Origin of the sequence: Ensifer sp. SSB1, assembly GCF_016652895.1 — a bacterium.
GTDB lineage: Bacteria > Pseudomonadota > Alphaproteobacteria > Rhizobiales > Rhizobiaceae > Ensifer.
The window spans coordinates 1-16420 of the sequence record NZ_JAEPRP010000169.1 but is presented as its reverse complement, the minus strand read 5'-3'; the positions used below and the strand labels follow the sequence as shown (position 1 = coordinate 16420).

Sequence of the window (16420 nt, the reverse complement as noted above, 5' to 3'; positions counted from 1 at the left end):
CACGGAGACGGTCACCGATCGTGGTCCGGGCATTTTTCCGACATGATCTTGGCGTAGGAGCCGCCCCGCCGACCAGGGCAGCCTCCACCAGTCATAGGAAGAAGAGATCGTGCGTTTCACCGCCTGCATGCTCGCTATCGCCACGTTTTGCCTGACCGCAAGCCAGTCAATCGCCGCGACCGCCGTTCCGCCGGGAAACCGCAATGTCGAGCAGCCCGGTATCCCCGGTGCTTCCGTGCGCCGCACCAAGGCCGGCCGCACCTCCTTCGATGCCAAGTTCGAGAAAGTCCGGGACCTGCTTGCGACCGACAAGCAGCTGATGAGCAAGATCAAGTCCGTGTCGCGCGCCTATGGCATCGCCCCGATCCATATGGTCGGCGCCATCGTCGGCGAGCACACCTACAACGTCGATGCCTACGACCGGCTGCAGTCCTACTACGTCAAGGCGGCTGCCTATGCCGGCAACAGCTTCCAGTTCGGCTACGACGGTGAAACCGTCACCGAATTCGTGGCGCGCCCGCAATTTGCCGAGTGCGGCGCCAAGAAGGGCGCCTATGCGCTCTGGAGCTGCCGCGAACGCGTCTGGGACAATGAGTTCCGCGGCAAATCGGTGGGCGGAAAGTCCTTCCCGAACAACCGCTTCAGCGCCGTCTTCTTCCAGCCGTTCTTCGCTGGCCAGACCTTCGGCCTCGGCCAGATCAACCCGCTGACCGCACTGATGCTGACCGACATCGTTGCCAAGACCTCGGGCTATGAGCAACTCGACGAAAAGAATGCCGCCGGCGTCTATGAGGCGATCATGGATCCGGATGTGTCGCTCGCCTATATGGCGGCCTCGATCCGCCATTCGATCGACGTCTACAAATCGATCGCCGGTGTCGATATCTCCAACAATCCCGGGGTGACAGCGACGCTCTACAATGTCGGCAACCCGGACGGTCGCGCCGCAGCGCTTGCCGCCAAGATCCAGAGCGGCCAGGCGCAATGGCCGGAGGAGAACTATTACGGCTGGCTCGTCAACGACAAGCTTTCGGAGCTCGAAAGCTTGCTGTGATTCACGTGAAGCACTTTCCTTGATTGCGCCGTAAAAACCTGAAATCATTGGCGCAATCGAGAAAGGCAATCACCATGGACATGCGTCCGGAGCCCTTCGAACCGCCGGCTCCCGTTCCTCGCGTGGGCATCCCTTCCTACCTGAAGATCATCAGGACGGTCTTGCGCAATCCGCTCGAGCTATGGGGCGAGCCGTCCTATACGCTGCCGTGGATCGAGACGAAGTTCGTCACCCAGCGCACCCTGATCGTCAACGATCCCGGCCTCATCCGTCATATCCTCGTCGACAATGTCAGCAACTACGAGATGTCGAAGGTGCGCCGGCTGATCCTCAGGCCGATCCTGCGTGACGGCCTGCTGACGGCCGAAGGCGAGGTCTGGAAGCGTTCGCGCAAGGCCATGGCGCCGGTGTTCACGCCGCGCCACGCCAAGGGCTTCGCCGGCCAGATGCTGCGCAGCTCGCAAGCGTTCGTGGAGCGCTATGCCGACGCCAAGAAAGCCCCGCTCACCACCAATGTCGCCAACGACATGACGGAACTCACCTTCGACATCCTGGCCGAAACGCTGTTTTCCGGCGAGGTCGCCGTCGAACGGGACGGCTTCGTCCAGAGTGTCGAGGAACTGCTGCACCGCATGGGCCGGGTCGATCCGATGGACATTCTGCTGGCGCCCGAGTGGGTGCCGCGCCCGACCCGCATCGGCGGCAGAAAAGTGATGAACCGCTTCCGCTCGATCGTTTCGGAGACCATGGCGCTCCGCCGCCGAAAGATGGCTGAAGATCCCAAGGGTACGCCGCAGGATTTTCTGACCCTGCTTCTGGAGATCGAGGGCAGCCAGGGTCTGTCGACTGCCGAGATCGAGGACAATATCCTCACCTTCATCGGCGCCGGGCATGAGACGACCGCTCGGGCGCTCGCCTGGACGCTCTATTGCGTCGCCAATACGCCCGCCTATCGCGAGATCATGGAAGCCGAGATCGATGCGGCGATTGCAAGCGGTGCCGAGCCGGTCGACTGGCTCGGCCTGATGCCGCATGTGCTCGCCGCCTTCGAGGAGGCGATGCGGCTCTATCCGCCGGCGCCGTCGATCAACCGTGCCGCGATCGAGGAGGACGAGTGGACCTCTCCGTCAGGCGAGCAGGTGCGCATCCCCAAGGGGATCGCGGTGCTGATCATGCCCTGGACGCTCCATCGCCACGTGCTTTACTGGGATAAGCCCCGCGCGTTCATGCCCGAGCGCTTCCTGCCGGAAAACCGTGAGAAGCTGCACCGCTATCAATATCTGCCCTTCGGCGCCGGCCCGCGCGTCTGCATCGGCGCGACCTTCGCGCTGCAGGAAGCGGTGATCGCTCTCGCGGTGATGATGCACCGCTACCGTTTCGATCCGACCGAGGAAACCAATCCCTGGCCGGTGCAGCGGCTCACTACTCAACCGCGGGGCGGGTTGCCGATGAAGGTTTCGGTTCGCTGAAGGTCTTGCCGGGGATTGGCGACTGGACGGAGCGCACCGGCGAGTCTGCCGGCTTCGGCTGCTGCAGCATCTTCGACGGCTTCTTGATCGTCTTGATCTGGGCGCAGGTGGCATCGCCGACATTGTCGCAGGGTTTGTAGACGACGATCTCGCTTCCGGCGCCATCGTCCCAGACCGCCTGGATCGTCAACGTCTTCGCAGTGCCGGCCGCCAGCGAAATATAGACATACTCGGCGGTCTCGTCGCCTGGCAGGTTGAACGGGATCTGCGGATTGCACTTCGCCAGCGGAAAGCGCTGGTCGAGTGCGTCCGAATTGATCGAGTAGCGGATTTCCGATAGCCGGCAATGCATCGTCTGCAATGCGGTGAAGTAGACCAGCTGCCGGTCGTCGTAGTCTCGAAATTGCACCCAGCCGGTCTGCTTGTTGGCGTCCAGCATCGCCTTGTAGATCGCGACATCGGGCAGTTGCGGCTTATACTCGTCTTCGGCATCCTGCGCTTGAGCGGCCCCCGTCGGTAACCAGAGGACGGCGGCTGACAGGAGCCAAGCGAGAACAGACGGACGGCGGCCTTCGAGCATGCGCAGGTGTCCCGATCTTTTGATCCGTGTCGCCCAGTTGATCATCGATGTCTGCGGCACGATGGTTTTCTGTTGAAATATGTCATATCACCGCATCGATCCCCATTGAACCCGGGGCCTTGCGCCCCGCGCGAATTCCGGACTGCGCGAATTGACCTCTCATTTTCTTCTCGGCATCGACACCGGCGGCACCTACACCGACGCTGCTCTCTTCTCGGAAACGCAAGGGGTCGTCGCCAAGGCCAAGGCCCTGACGACCCGCCATGACCTCGCAGTCGGTATCTCCGGCGCGGTCGAAGCGGTACTTGAACAAGCGAAAGTGCCGGTTTCCGCGATCAGCATGGTCTCGCTGTCGACGACGCTGGCCACCAACGCCCTTGTCGAAGGGCAGGGCGGTCGCGCCGGCCTCGTCATGATCGGCTTCGGCCCAGAGGATCTGAAGCGCGATGGTCTCCTGGAAGCGCTCGGCTCCGATCCTGTGATCTTCCTGCCGGGTGGCCATAATGTGCATGGCGGCGAGATCCCGCTCGACATGAGCGAACTCGACGCTGCCCTGCCGGTACTTGCCGGCCAGGTCTCCTCCTTCGCCATTGCCGGCTACTTCGCCGTTCGCAATCCGGATCATGAAAGGCGGGTGCGGGATCGCATTCGCGAAGTCTCGCACCTACCAGTCACCTGCAGCCACGAGCTGTCCTCTAAACTCGGAGGCCCGCGCCGCGCGCTGACGACGCTGCTCAATGCGCGCCTCGTCTCGATGATCGACCGGCTGATCGGCTCCTGCGAAGGCTTCCTGAAGGCGCGCGGGATCGATGTGCCGATGATGGTGGTGCGCGGTGACGGCGCCCTGATCTCGGCGGAAGAAGCGCGGCTGCGACCGATCGAAACGATCCTCTCCGGTCCGGCGGCAAGCCTCGTCGGCGCAAGGCATCTGACCGGTCTCGACAATGCGGTGGTCTCCGATATTGGCGGCACCACCACCGATGTCGCGGTTCTCGACGGCGGTCGGCCGCGACTCGATGCCGAAGGCGCCGTCGTCGGTGGTTTTCGCACCATGGTCGAGGCGGTTGCGATGCGGACCTATGGCCTCGGCGGCGATTCGGAAGTGCGCATCAACGACCGCGGCCTGAAGGCGAAGATCGATCTCGGACCACGCCGGCTGATGCCGCTCAGCCTTGCCGCCGCTCTTCATGGCGACGCCGTTATCTCTGTGCTCGAAAAACAGATGCGCGCCCAGCATACCGGGCGCCACAATGGCCGCTTTGCGGTCCGCACGGGGCTGCCGGATTACCTCGCAAGCGGCCTGCAACCGCAGGAGCAGGCGCTCTATGAGCGTATCGGTGCGGTTCCGGTTGCGCTGGAGACGCTGCTGGTCTCGACCCCGCAGAAGGCGACGCTCGACCGGCTGGTGGGGCGCGGGCTCGTCCATATCTGCGGTCTGACGCCGTCGGACGCCATGCATGTCCTCGGCCGGCAATCGCAATGGAACCTTGAGGCGGCCGAGCTTGGTATACAGCTTGCGGCTCGCACCCGCGACGGCTCCGGCCAGCCGATCGCGTCGTCTCCGGAAGCGATGGCCCAGATGATCGTCGATCGGCTGACGCGGCAGTCCTCCGAAGTCATCCTGCAGGCCTGCCTTGGCGAAGATGGCGCCGGCGCTATCGATCCCGCGGTGTCGCAGGCCGTCGATCGTGCGCTGACCCGGACGCCCGGCATCGTCCGGTTCTCGCTCGGCCTCGACCGCCCCCTGGTCGGCCTCGGTGCCTCGGCGCCAGTCTATTACCCGGCTATCGCTGAAATGCTTGGAACCGAAGCCGCCATTCCCGAAGAGGCTGGCGTCGCCAATGCCGTCGGTGCCGTGGTCGGCCAGGTGAGCGCCACGGTGACGGTTTTCGTCACGATGCCGGAGGAGGGCATCTTTGTCGTCAACGGTGCCGGAGCCAGCGAACGCTTTTTCGATCAGGAAAAGGCTTTCGACACTGCACGTCGGCGGGCGGAGGCGGTGGCGCTGGAGACTGCGCGCACCAATGGTGCCGACGATCCCGCTTCGCTGTTGCGCGAGGAGATCGATGCGCCGGAAGTCGAGGGCAGTCGCAAGCTGATCGAGGCACGATTCATCGCGTCCGCGAGCGGTCGTCCACGCATCGCGCATGGCTGATCTTTTCCATTTTGGAAACAATTCTTCGCATCCTTGCAGAATTGACAGGGAATGAATTGGTGAGAAACTGCGGCCGTTTCACGCGCGTATTGCGCATGGGCTGGTCCGTGACCCGCTTCAGGCGCAAGATCAACATGTTGGGGCGCTTTCATCGCATCCGGTCGGATCGGTGGCGCTCCTTACGTCTATTTCAAGGAGTTGGCAGATGGACCGCATTGAGAAGTATGGATTGAAGATTGATGCGGACCTCCATCGCTTCCTGGTGGAAGAAGCGATGCCGGGCACCGGCGTCGAGGCCGAACATTTCTTTGAGCAGCTTTCCGCCCTCGTGCACGACCTGGCCCCGAAGAATCGGGCACTGCTCGCCAAGCGCGACGACCTGCAGGCCAAGCTCGATGCCTGGTACAAGCAGAACGGCGCACCCAGCGATATCGAGACCTATCAGGCATTCCTGCGGGATATCGGCTATCTCCTGCCCGAGGGTGGCGAGTTCAGCGTTTCGACCGCCAATGTCGACCCGGAGATCGCCACTATCGCCGGTCCGCAGCTCGTCGTTCCCGTCATGAACGCCCGCTATGCGCTCAATGCCGCCAATGCACGCTGGGGTTCGCTCTATGATGCGCTCTATGGCACGGACGCAATCTCGGATGCCGATGGCGCAGAAAAGGGCCGCGACTACAATCCGAAGCGCGGCGCCAAGGTCATCGCCTGGGCCCGCGACTTCCTCGACGCCAGCGCGCCGCTGGCGAAGGGAGGCTGGGCGGATGTCATCTCGCTCAAGGTCGCGGGCGGTGCGCTGGAGATCGGCCTCAAGGACGGTTCTAGGACGACGCTGCGCAACGCGGCTCAGTTTGTAGGTCATTCCGGTTCGGAAGGCGCGCGCTCGGAAATCGTTCTCCGGCACAACAACCTGCATGCGATCGTAGTTCTCGACGCCTCCACGCCGATAGGCAAGGAAGATCCGGCCGGTATCTCCGACGTCATCCTCGAATCGGCGATCACCACGATCATGGACTGCGAAGATTCGGTCGCCGCCGTCGACGCCGAAGACAAGGTCGTCGTCTACCGCAACTGGCTCGGCCTGATGAAGGGCGACCTTACGGAAGAAGTCGCCAAGGGCGGCAAGACTTTCACGCGTCGTCTCAATGCCGACCGCGTTTACACCGCAACAGCCGGCGGCGATCTGTCTCTCCCCGGCCGTTCGCTGATGCTGGTCCGCAATGTCGGTCACCTCATGACGAATCCGGCTATCCTTGACAGCAACGGCCAGGAAGTGCCTGAGGGTATCATGGACGCCATGGTCACGGCGCTGATCGCCCTCCACGATATCGGCCAGGGCGGCCGCCGCATGAACTCCCGCGAGGGATCGATGTATGTCGTTAAGCCGAAGATGCACGGTCCGGAAGAGGTCGCCTTCGCCTGCGAGATCTTCACGCGTGTCGAAAAGGCGCTGGGCATGCCCGCCAACACCATGAAGATGGGCATCATGGACGAGGAGCGCCGCACCACGGTCAACCTCAAGGAATGCATCCGCGCTGCCCGCGAGCGTGTCGTCTTCATCAACACCGGCTTCCTCGATCGCACCGGTGACGAGATCCACACCTCGATGGAAGCGGGGCCGATGATCCGCAAGGGCGACATGAAGCAGGCCGCCTGGATCGGCGCCTACGAAAACTGGAACGTCGATATCGGCCTCGAATGCGGCCTCTCCGGCCATGCGCAGATCGGCAAGGGCATGTGGGCCATGCCCGACCTGATGGCAGCGATGCTCGAACAGAAGATCGCGCATCCGAAGGCCGGTGCCAACACCGCCTGGGTTCCGTCGCCGACGGCTGCGACGCTGCATGCGACGCACTACCATCGCGTCAACGTTGCCGACGTTCAGGCAAGCCTGAAGAGCCGCACCCGCGCCAAGCTCTCCGACATCCTGTCGGTGCCGGTCGCCGTCCGTCCGAACTGGACGCCGGAGGAAATCCAGCGCGAGCTCGACAACAACGCTCAAGGCATCCTTGGCTATGTCGTGCGCTGGGTCGACCAGGGCGTGGGCTGCTCGAAGGTTCCCGACATCAACAATGTCGGCCTAATGGAAGACCGCGCGACGCTGCGCATTTCTGCCCAGCACATGGCCAACTGGCTGCATCACGGCGTCGTCACCGAGGCACAGGTCGTCGATACGATGAAGCGCATGGCAGCCGTCGTCGACGGCCAGAATGCCGATGATCCGCTCTATGTCGCGATGGCCGGCAACTTCGATGGTTCGATCGCCTTCAAGGCAGCCCTCGACCTGGTCCTCAAGGGTCGCGAGCAGCCGAACGGTTACACCGAGCCGGTCCTGCATCGCCGACGCCTGGAGCTGAAGGCGATGAGCGCCGCCTGAATCGCTTCGCGCGCTAAGATGTCGAAGCAGAGCCGCGTGTTCATTTGAACGCGCGGCTCTGTGCTTTCAGCCGGTGTGGCCTCGGCTCTTCGAGTTCACTCGGACACGGGTGTCTATGGCCTAGAATTCGGCCCAGCCGTCAGTCGCGAGCGCAGCGTTGCCCTGGACTGCGTAACTGGCTGGCCGCCGGGTCGCGTGGGCCGAGACCTGGGCACGATGGCGGCTCGCGATTGCCGCCACCGGCGGAGTGTGTTGAGCTCCAGCTATTGTGCCCTTCTCCCCGGAAAGAATGAAGCGTCCGATCAGGTTGCGCAGGTTCGTGCCCTCCTGCGCCAGGGTAGCGGAGGCGGCATTCGCTTCCTCGACCATGGCCGCGTTCCTCTGTGTCACCTGGTCCATCTGGTTGACGGCGGTGTTGACCTCGCTCAGGCCCACCGATTGTTCACGGGCCGACGTCGCGATCGCTGCCATATGCTCGTTGATCGTGATCACATGCGCTTCGATCGTCTGCAGTGCGTTACCGGTGTCGCGCACCAGGCGTACGCCGTTCTCGACCTCGAGGCTCGATGTGCGAATGAGATCCTTGATTTCTTTGGCGGCCTTGGCAGAGCGCTGGGCGAGCTCACGTACTTCCTGGGCGACGACGGCAAAACCTTTGCCCGCCTCACCGGCGCGTGCTGCTTCTACGCCGGCGTTCAGTGCCAGGAGGTTCGTCTGGAAGGCGATTTCGTCGATGACGCCGATGATGCTGGAAATCTGGCTGGAGGATTCCTCGATCCGCCGCATCGCCTCGACAGCATTGGCGACAACGACGGCCGATTGGGCGGCGCTTGTCTTTGCCTCGCCGGCAACGTCGCGTGCCTCCTCCGTGCGTCTTGACGAGTTGCTGACATTGGCGGTGATCTGATCGAGCGCGGCTGCCGTCTCCTCGAGCGAGGCGGCCTGCTGTTCGGTTCGCTTGGAAAGATCGTCGGCGCTCTGGCTGATCTCGCGCGTACCCACTCCGATGTTGCCGGCGCTGTCGGCGACGGAGAGCAGTGCGTCGTTGAGCTGCCCCGCCGCCTTGTTGAGGTCGTGCCGCAGCTGTTCGAATTCGGCGGCGAAGGGCTCCTGCAGTCGGACGGCGAGGTCGCCACTGGCGAGCCGCTGCAGCCCGCTCGCGAGACCGGCCGTCGCCTGGGTCAGTCGCTCCTGAGCGTCTTGTTCCGCTTGTCTCTGTACGCGGACGCGCTCGGCTTCACTGGTGCGGCGGGTCTCCTCCGCTTCCGCTTGCAGCCGGAGGTTCGATCGTGCGGCCTCGCGGAATGATTGAATGGCGCGGGCCATTTCGGCGATCTCGTCCTTGCCGCCGACCGGCTCGTCGGCCTCTTCGACGTGACCGTCGATCAGCCGGCGCATTGCGGCGATCTGGCGGCCGAGTGGCCCGACGACGCCGCGCAGCACCACCAGGAAGGTACCGGCGGTCAGCGCCATGACGAGAACGATGATCGCGATGTTGAACGTCTGCACCGTCTCGAACTCGCGATGCTTCGCTTCGAAGGCACCGCCGGAAAGCTCGACCTGCAGGTCCGAGATGTGGGAGATCGTCGCCGTCAATGGGTCGATCGTCGCGTAGAGCTTGTCGCGCACGAAAGCGTCGAGCGCCTTCTGATCTCTGTCGGCTAAAATTTGCGTCAGCGCGGTGACCGAATCCATCGCCACGACCATCTGACCCCGCGCATCGTCGACGAGTTTTCGCTCTCCGTCGGTCATCGACGTCGCGGCATAGGCATCCCAGTTGTTCTTGATCGCTTCCCGCGCGGCGTTGACCGAGGCAAGCCCGCTTTCCATCGTTTCGTTGCCGTTGCGCACCTTATGGGCGGCATCGACGATCGATACGGCAAACGCATCGGATGTCGCCTTTAGATTCTTGAGTGGCACGATGCGATCGGCATAGACCGCATCCATCATGTGGCTGGTTTCCGAGAGCGTGCTCTGGCTATGAATGGCGATGCCGATGGCGATGGTTGATAGCAGCGCAATCGCGCCGATGAGCTTTGTCTTGATCAGCATGCCAGTTCCTCCGAGCGGATTTTCTGGCCACACTGTTTCTTTTATTTAGATAACGCTTACTTAATAAGCGGCTGAATTTAAGTCGAAATTGGGCCTATCTGCACCAAGGCGACCAGTTCTCGCGACCCTGATTTGAGTCCATTTTCGCACGGCAACTGTGCGTCGCTGACGCGATGCGCTGCGGCTCGCACCAAAGACAAACGACGGTTGAGCATCGATGCAAAAAAGCCGTCGACCAGGGTCGACGGCTTCCTCGAGACCGAAGTGATTCGGTTATTGCTGGACGACGACGCGGGCGCTCTTGCCCGGGCGAACGCGCGAATAAAGGTCGATGATGTCCTGGTTGATCAGGCGGATGCAGCCCGACGATGCGGCCGTGCCGATCGAAGACCATTCCGGCGTGCCGTGCAGGCGGAACAGCGTGTCCTTGCCCTGGTCGTTGAAGAGGTAGAGCGCGCGGGCGCCGAGCGGGTTCTTGAGGCCGGGGCCCATGCCTTCCTCGACATACTTGGCCACTTCCGGCTTGCGCTCGGCCATTTCCTTCGGGGGATGCCACATCGGCCATTCCTGCTTCCAGGCGATGTAGGCTTCGCCTTCCCATGCAAAGCCGGCCTTGCCGACGCCGATGCCATAGCGAACGGCCTTGCCGCCGGGCAGCACGTAGTAGAGGAAGCGATTCGGCGTGTTGACGACGATCGTGCCCGGGCGCTCGCTGGTGGTGTAGTCGACGATCTGGCGATGGAAACGGGTGTCGACCTTGTTGATCGGGATCGCGGGCAGCGCGTAACCGTGGTCCTCAACTGCGCCATAATCGCCGTTGAAGATCTGATTCGTAGCAACTGTTACCGCTACCGGAGCGGGATTGTTGGCAGCCGTCTCGGGCTTGGACGAGGTCGTCGAGCAGCCGGCAACGGCGAGTGTCGCCGCGAGGCTGCACAAGAGGAAGGCATTGCGGAAGCGCATGGGAGTCTCTTAAAAAGAAGCAAAGAAAAACTGGGTCGCCGCGACCAACAGTGCGTACGGTTATTTTCGATTAGTTTGTGCTATGCAAGAGATTGCGCGGCCACAATTTGGCTGGAAAGTGCAAATTCCATGACCCTTGTTTTTTTGCAACAAAATGACCGTCCCAAAGGGACACCCGGCGCATGACCATCCTCTCCATCCATGGTGGCAATCCGCTGATCGACGGTCGGCAGTCGAATCGCGCAATGATGGTGCGTCGCGGCGTGCAGCGGCTTTTTGCCGAACTTCGCCATTCCGTCCTGCCCGAATTGACGCTGGCCAGCGGCAGACGCGCCGACCTGATCTCGCTCTCGGCCAAGGGTGAGATTTGGATCGTCGAGATCAAGACCTCGATCGAGGACTTTCGCGTCGACCGCAAATGGCCGGACTACCGGCAGCATTGCGACCGGCTGTTCTTCGCAACCCATGCCGGCGTGCCGCTGGATATCTTCCCGCAGGAGTGCGGTCTGCTGCTTTCCGATGGCTATGATGGGCACATCGTTCGCGAAGCGCCCGAACACAAGCTGCCGCCGGCGACACGCAAGTCCGTCTTGCAGCTCTTTGCCCGTACGGCGGCACAACGGTTGATGCTCGCGGAGTGGGCCGCCGAGCGCAATGGCGAACTCGGTGATTCGATCGGCGACATCCTGTCCGGTGGCCGCGATAGCGGCTGACCCCGGAGCAATCCACGAAAAGTGTGACGCGGTTTTCCGACTACGATCGCGCTACTTCTGAAGAGCTATTCGCTTACTTCGGCGCGCGCTTGGCAAGAATGCGCTGCAGCGTGCGGCGGTGCATGTTGAGCCGGCGTGCCGTCTCCGAGACGTTGCGCTCACACATCTCATAGACGCGCTGAATGTGTTCCCAACGGACACGATCGGCCGACATCGGGTTTTCCGGCGGCTCGACGCGTTCGCCCTGGCGCTGAACGAGGGCTGCGAAGATATCGTCGGCATCGGCGGGCTTTGCGAGATAATCGACGGCTCCGAGCTTCACCGCGTTCACGGCGGTGGCAATGTTGCCGTAGCCGGTCAGCATGATCATGCGCGTGTCGTCGCGTCGCCCGCGGATCGCTTCGATCACGTCGAGGCCGCTGCCGTCGCCGAGGCGAAGATCGATGACCGCGTATTTCGGCGGGTTGCCCTTGGCCTTGGCAATGCCTTCAGCGACCGATTCGGCAATGTCGACGGAAAAGCCGCGCGCTTCCATGGCGCGGGCAAGGCGCCGGAGAAAGGGCGCGTCGTCGTCGACGAGCAACAGGGTGCGGTCCGGTCCGATCAGTTCGGCGTCCTGGGCTGCGGGCGTGCTGGGCGAAGCTGTCGATTTGTCGGTCATTCTGGCAATCCTTGAGCGAAAACCTGCGCTTTCGCCGAGACTTTAGGTTTCCTCTACTGCGCCGCGCGTCGTGCAAGACGCTTAAAGGTCGCTGTAGCACTTTGAATTACTGCACAATCTTGCCTTTAAATCGATTCCGATTTGAAAATTATGCGGTAGCCTCGTTCAATAAACTGCGAAATGTCATTTCGCCAGTTTCGTATCCATCAGGGCGCGCGGCCATTCGACGCTGACCCGGGCGCCCGGCCTGTCCGGCCCACCGTTTTCGAAACGCAGGCGCGCGCCGGACCGTTCCAGCAGCGTCTTGGCGATGAAAAGCCCGAGCCCGAGGCCGCCGGCGCTGTCGTCCTTCTGTCGGCGGGTCACATAGGGTTCGCCGATACGCTGCAGGATATCCGGGGCGAAGCCGTCGCCATCGTCCTCGATCGTCACTTTCACGCGGTCCGTCGTATGCACGACCGTAACCGTCACTTCCTTCTTGGCATAGTCGACCGCGTTTTCGAGCAAATTGCCGAGCCCGTAGAGAATGCCGGCATTGCGGTTGCCGACCGGCTCGGTGGTGCGGTCGCCCTTCTCGACGAGGTTGATGTGGATGCCGAACTCGCGATGCGGTGCCATCACCTCTTCGATCAGCGATGACAACGGCAGCATCCGCATGTGTTCCTCGCTCTCGGAGGAGAGCGTCGTCAGCCGTTTCAGGATATCGCGGCAGCGTTCGCTCTGGCTGCGCAGCAGATGCACGTCTTCGCCGAAGCGCGGATCGTTGCCGAGCTCGCGCTCCATTTCCTTGGCGACGACGCTGATCGTCGCAAGGGGCGTGCCGAGCTCGTGTGCCGCGGCGGCCGCCAGGCCATCGAGCTGCGACAGGTGCTTTTCCCGTTGCAGCACGAGCTCGGTTGCCGTCAACGCTTCCGAAAGCTCGCTCGCCTCCAACGAGACCCGATAGGTATAGAAGGCGGCAAAGGCGGTCATCGAAACGATCGCGAACCAGATGCCGGCGGTCAGCACGCGCGGCATCAGCAGAACCGTGCCCGGGTACCAGGGGAGGGGAAAGGGCGAGAAGGCAAGCGCGGTGATGGCGATCACCGCGAGACCGGCAAGGATGATGCTGTGCGATTTCGGTTGCGACGCCGACGAAATAATGACCGGAACGCAGAGAAGCGGTGCAAAGGGATTGGTGAGACCACCGGTGATGAACAACAGCCCGGTGATCTGCGCGAGATCGAGGCCGAGAAGCGCGAAGGCGGCCGGAGGCTGCAGCCGGTGCGTCGGCGGATAGCGCAGCGTCACATAGGCGTTGACCAGCGCCAGGCTGGCGATCAGCACCAGGCAGGAAATCAGCGGCAGCGGAAACTGCAGCCAGAACGCGGTAATGAGGACGGCGATCGACTGGCCGCCGACAGCAAGCCAGCGCAGCCGGACGAGCGTCTGCAGGCGCAGGCTGCGGTTGGTGGTCTGGTCGTTGTTGTGTTCGAGCGCAACTGTGGTCATTCGTCCTTGTATTCCCGCCATCGGTGCTTTCGTCTCATGTACCACGGGGCTTCGCCCGTGTCGTCGGCGCCGCATTCGCCGGATCTTCGGGCCACGGGTGTTTCGGATAGCGCCCACGCATGTCCGCGCGCACGTCCCGCCAGGAACCCGCCCAGAAACCGGGAAGGTCGCGCGTCGTCTGGATCGGGCGATGGCCGGGCGAAATCAGTTCGAGCAGCAGCGGCAGGCGGCCATTGCCAATCGCCGGATGGGTCTTGAGACCGAACAGTTCCTGTACGCGGATTGATAGCAGCGGTTCGTCGCCGTCATAGTGGATCGGGTGCCTTTGCCCGGTCGGCGCCTCGAAATGCGTCGGCGCGAGCTTGGCGAGTTCTCGCTGCCGCTCGTGCGGAATGAGCGACAGCAGGCCATCGGACAGGTTGGACGGCTTGATGTCGGCAATGGCGGTCACGCCGTGCTGGAAGGGCACGAACCACGTGTCGAGACGGTCGAGCAGCGCCTGATCGGAGACATCCGGCCAGGGCTCGCCGATCGAACGGTTGAGGAAACCGATGCGATCGCGCATCTGCATCGCCTCTTTCGAGAACGGCACGACGGCAAGGCCGAGCTGGCGCACGCCGTCGGCAAGCGCGCGTGCGGCAGCTTCGCCGGTGGGTCTTGCAAGCGGCGCCTCCTCGAAGATGATGGCGCCGAGCCGCGTTACGCGGCGTGCGCGTACCTGCCGGCTCTGCTTGTCGAAGAAGCTCTGGTCTTCGCGGGTGATCGCCTCGGGCATATGTGCCTCCACCTCGGCACGGGTCAGTTCGGCGGCTGCCAGCACCCGCTGGCCGCCGGCGCGGCCGGTCAGGTCGGCGATGACGAGCATGGGGGCCGCGGCCAGTCGCTCCGTCTCGGGAATCTCCGCGCCGCGTCCGTTCGCCATTACGTACCGGCCGCGGCCGCCCCGCTGCAGCGCGATGCGGTCGGGAAAGGCATGCATCAGCAGCGCGCCGGGCAGGATCGGTTCGTTCGACCTCGGCGCGCCCTTCAACTCTGCCGCCATGCGCCGCGCGAGATTGCGCGACGCCTCGGCGCGATCGCCACGCTCCTGCCGGAAGCGGCGCAACCGATCTTCGAGATCGATGCTGGTACCGCCGAGGCCCTGTTCGGTCAGCATCACCGCCAGCAGGCAGGCCGCCTCTGCCTGTCCCTCTTCGGCCGCGGCAACGGCCATCGCCGCGAGCCGCGACGGCAATGCCAGGTCGCGGATCTTGCGGCCCTTCAGCGTCAGCGCACCGGCATCGTCCAGTGCGCCGAGCGCCGCTAGCAGTTTCCTGGCTTCAGTAAGTGTCGTTTCCGGCGGCGGATCGATGAAGGCGAGGGTGGTCGGATCACTCACGCCCCAATGGGCGCAGTCGAGCAGCAGGCCCGAGAGATCGCTGGCGAGGATCTGTGGTGGCGTGAAGGCTGAAAGCGCCGCCGTCTGGCCGCTGTGCCAGAGGCGAACCGCGGTGCCGGGTTCGGTTCGTCCGGCACGCCCGGCGCGCTGGTCGGCGGAGGCGCGCGAGACCCGCACCGTCTCCAGCCGGGTGATCCCGGTTGCCGCTTCGAAGACCGGAAGGCGCTGCAGGCCGCTGTCGATGACAATGCGTACCCCGTCGATGGTGATCGAGGTCTCGGCGATCGAGGTGGCAAGCACGATCTTGCGGGTGCCTGATGGCGCCGGCCGGATCGCGGCATCCTGTTCCTTCTGGGTCAGGTTGCCATAAAGCGGCACGATCGCCGTATTCGCCTCAAAGCGATCCTGGAGTCGCGCTGCGACGCGGGTGATCTCGGCCTGGCCGGGCAGAAAGGCGAGGATGGAGCCTTCTTCCGTGCGGTGCGCTTCGGCGATCGCCCGCACCATGGCATCCTCTACGCTGTCGCCGCCGCGATCCTGATAGCGGATGTCGATCGGATAGCTGCGCCCCTGGCTTTCGACGACAGGTGCGCCACCGAGCAAGCCTGAGACCCGCTCGACATCGAGCGTCGCCGACATGACGATGATCTTGAGGTCGTCGCGCAGCGCCGCCTGCACGTCGAGTGCCAGCGCCAGCCCGAAATCCGCATCGAGCGAGCGCTCGTGGAATTCGTCGAACAGGACCGCCGCGACGCCCTTAAGCTCCGGGTCATCGAGAATCATGCGGGCAAACACGCCTTCGGTCACGACCTCGATGCGAGTCTTGGCAGAGATGCGATTGTCGAGACGCATGCGGTAGCCGACGGTTTCGCCGACTTTTTCACCTAAGAGCTCCGCCATGCGCCCGGCTGCAGCCCGTGCCGCAAGCCGCCGGGGCTCAAGCAGAATGATCTTCCCGCCCTTTACCCAGTCCTGCTCAAGCAGAAAAAGCGGAACGAGCGTCGTCTTGCCGGCGCCGGGTGGGGCGGAAAGCACCACGGAGGGTCCTGCGATCAGAGCCTGTGCCAGTGCGGGCAACACCTCGCGAACCGGAAGCGCAGGAAGCTGTGTCGTCACGTCTGGATCTCCGCCCCTAGGGATAATGGCGCCGCATGCGGCCGGTGCACACGTATGGCTCGTGCACCACCATGTTTGTCGGTCTGCCCTGGCATGGATAGAGAAGTCGGGCAGGGCGAACGCTTCGCAAGTACGGCAATAGGCCGGCCAAGGGCAAGGCATGGTGCACCTGTGGGCGTGCTCGCGTGGCGCTTCCGTGCCGACGAAATCAACATCTGACGACCGAGAGGTCCACGCTGTCTATATGTAGAGAAGAGCACTCGGAGGGATGTTTTTGACCCTGTGAAGTGGCCATCAGGTTTTTGACCGTCCGGTCAAGGATTCGCATTGCGGATTCGCCGGATTTTCGATGCATTAAATCGACCAAGTTTATCAACAGTGGAAAGAAGTGTTTAATTTCAACAACTTGTC

General features: G+C 63.1%; 12 protein-coding genes. 5 read left to right on the top strand and 7 right to left on the bottom strand.

Features of this window, described 5'->3' with window-relative positions:
• The first annotated feature begins 109 nt into the window (after positions 1-109).
• Positions 110-1054 carry a DUF1402 family protein gene (locus tag I8N66_RS29980; RefSeq protein WP_291161873.1) on the top strand — a complete coding sequence of 315 codons (945 nt, stop codon included), beginning with the start codon at positions 110-112 and terminating at the stop codon, positions 1052-1054.
• A 74-nt stretch (positions 1055-1128) separates the two neighbouring features.
• Entirely contained in the window at positions 1129-2523 is a 1395-nt protein-coding gene (locus tag I8N66_RS29975; protein WP_291161869.1) for a cytochrome P450, read from the top strand.
• Here I8N66_RS29975 and I8N66_RS29970 read toward each other — a convergent pair.
• Positions 2477-3163, bottom strand: a complete 687-nt coding sequence (locus I8N66_RS29970) for a hypothetical protein (RefSeq protein WP_291161866.1) — start codon at positions 3161-3163, stop codon at positions 2477-2479. The genes I8N66_RS29975 and I8N66_RS29970 overlap by 47 nt on opposite strands.
• A 91-nt stretch (positions 3164-3254) precedes the next feature.
• Between I8N66_RS29970 and I8N66_RS29965 the strand changes: the two genes are divergently transcribed.
• Together I8N66_RS29965 and I8N66_RS29960 are read left to right on the top strand one after the other, a co-directional pair.
• Positions 3255-5258, top strand: coding sequence for a hydantoinase/oxoprolinase family protein (locus I8N66_RS29965; protein ID WP_291161863.1), 2004 nt, complete (start codon positions 3255-3257; stop codon positions 5256-5258).
• A 205-nt stretch (positions 5259-5463) separates the two neighbouring features.
• Positions 5464-7635, top strand: coding sequence for a malate synthase G (locus tag I8N66_RS29960; protein WP_291161860.1), 2172 nt, complete (start codon positions 5464-5466; stop codon positions 7633-7635).
• Positions 7636-7755: 120 nt separating this feature from the next.
• Here I8N66_RS29960 and I8N66_RS29955 read toward each other — a convergent pair whose 3' ends face one another.
• Entirely contained in the window at positions 7756-9687 is a 1932-nt protein-coding gene (locus tag I8N66_RS29955; RefSeq protein ID WP_291161855.1) for a methyl-accepting chemotaxis protein, read from the bottom strand.
• A gap of 273 nt (positions 9688-9960) precedes the next feature.
• A complete protein-coding gene (locus I8N66_RS29950) occupies positions 9961-10650 on the bottom strand; it encodes a L,D-transpeptidase (RefSeq protein WP_291161852.1) in 690 nt (229 codons plus the stop codon).
• Positions 10651-10832: 182 nt separating this feature from the next.
• Between I8N66_RS29950 and I8N66_RS29945 the strand changes: the two genes are divergently transcribed.
• The gene (locus tag I8N66_RS29945; RefSeq protein ID WP_291161848.1) at positions 10833-11363 is read left to right on the top strand and encodes an MmcB family DNA repair protein; all 531 of its coding nucleotides are present in this window, start codon (positions 10833-10835) and stop codon (positions 11361-11363) included.
• Positions 11364-11436: 73 nt separating this feature from the next.
• Here I8N66_RS29945 and I8N66_RS29940 read toward each other — a convergent pair whose 3' ends face one another.
• From I8N66_RS29940 to I8N66_RS29925, 4 genes are all read right to left on the bottom strand, one after another.
• Positions 11437-12024: an ActR/PrrA/RegA family redox response regulator transcription factor gene (locus tag I8N66_RS29940; protein WP_113538230.1), complete on the bottom strand. Its 588-nt coding sequence runs from the start codon at positions 12022-12024 to the stop codon at positions 11437-11439.
• Positions 12025-12207: 183 nt separating this feature from the next.
• On the bottom strand, positions 12208-13515 hold the full coding sequence (locus I8N66_RS29935; RefSeq protein ID WP_291161843.1) for an ActS/PrrB/RegB family redox-sensitive histidine kinase: 1308 nt from the start codon (positions 13513-13515) through the stop codon (positions 12208-12210).
• A gap of 34 nt (positions 13516-13549) precedes the next feature.
• The gene (gene hrpB, locus I8N66_RS29930; RefSeq protein WP_291161840.1) at positions 13550-16009 is read right to left on the bottom strand and encodes an ATP-dependent helicase HrpB; all 2460 of its coding nucleotides are present in this window, start codon (positions 16007-16009) and stop codon (positions 13550-13552) included.
• A gap of 208 nt (positions 16010-16217) precedes the next feature.
• Positions 16218-16420 (bottom strand): hypothetical protein (locus I8N66_RS29925; RefSeq protein WP_291161836.1); only part of this gene is annotated, 203 nt, incomplete at its 5' end.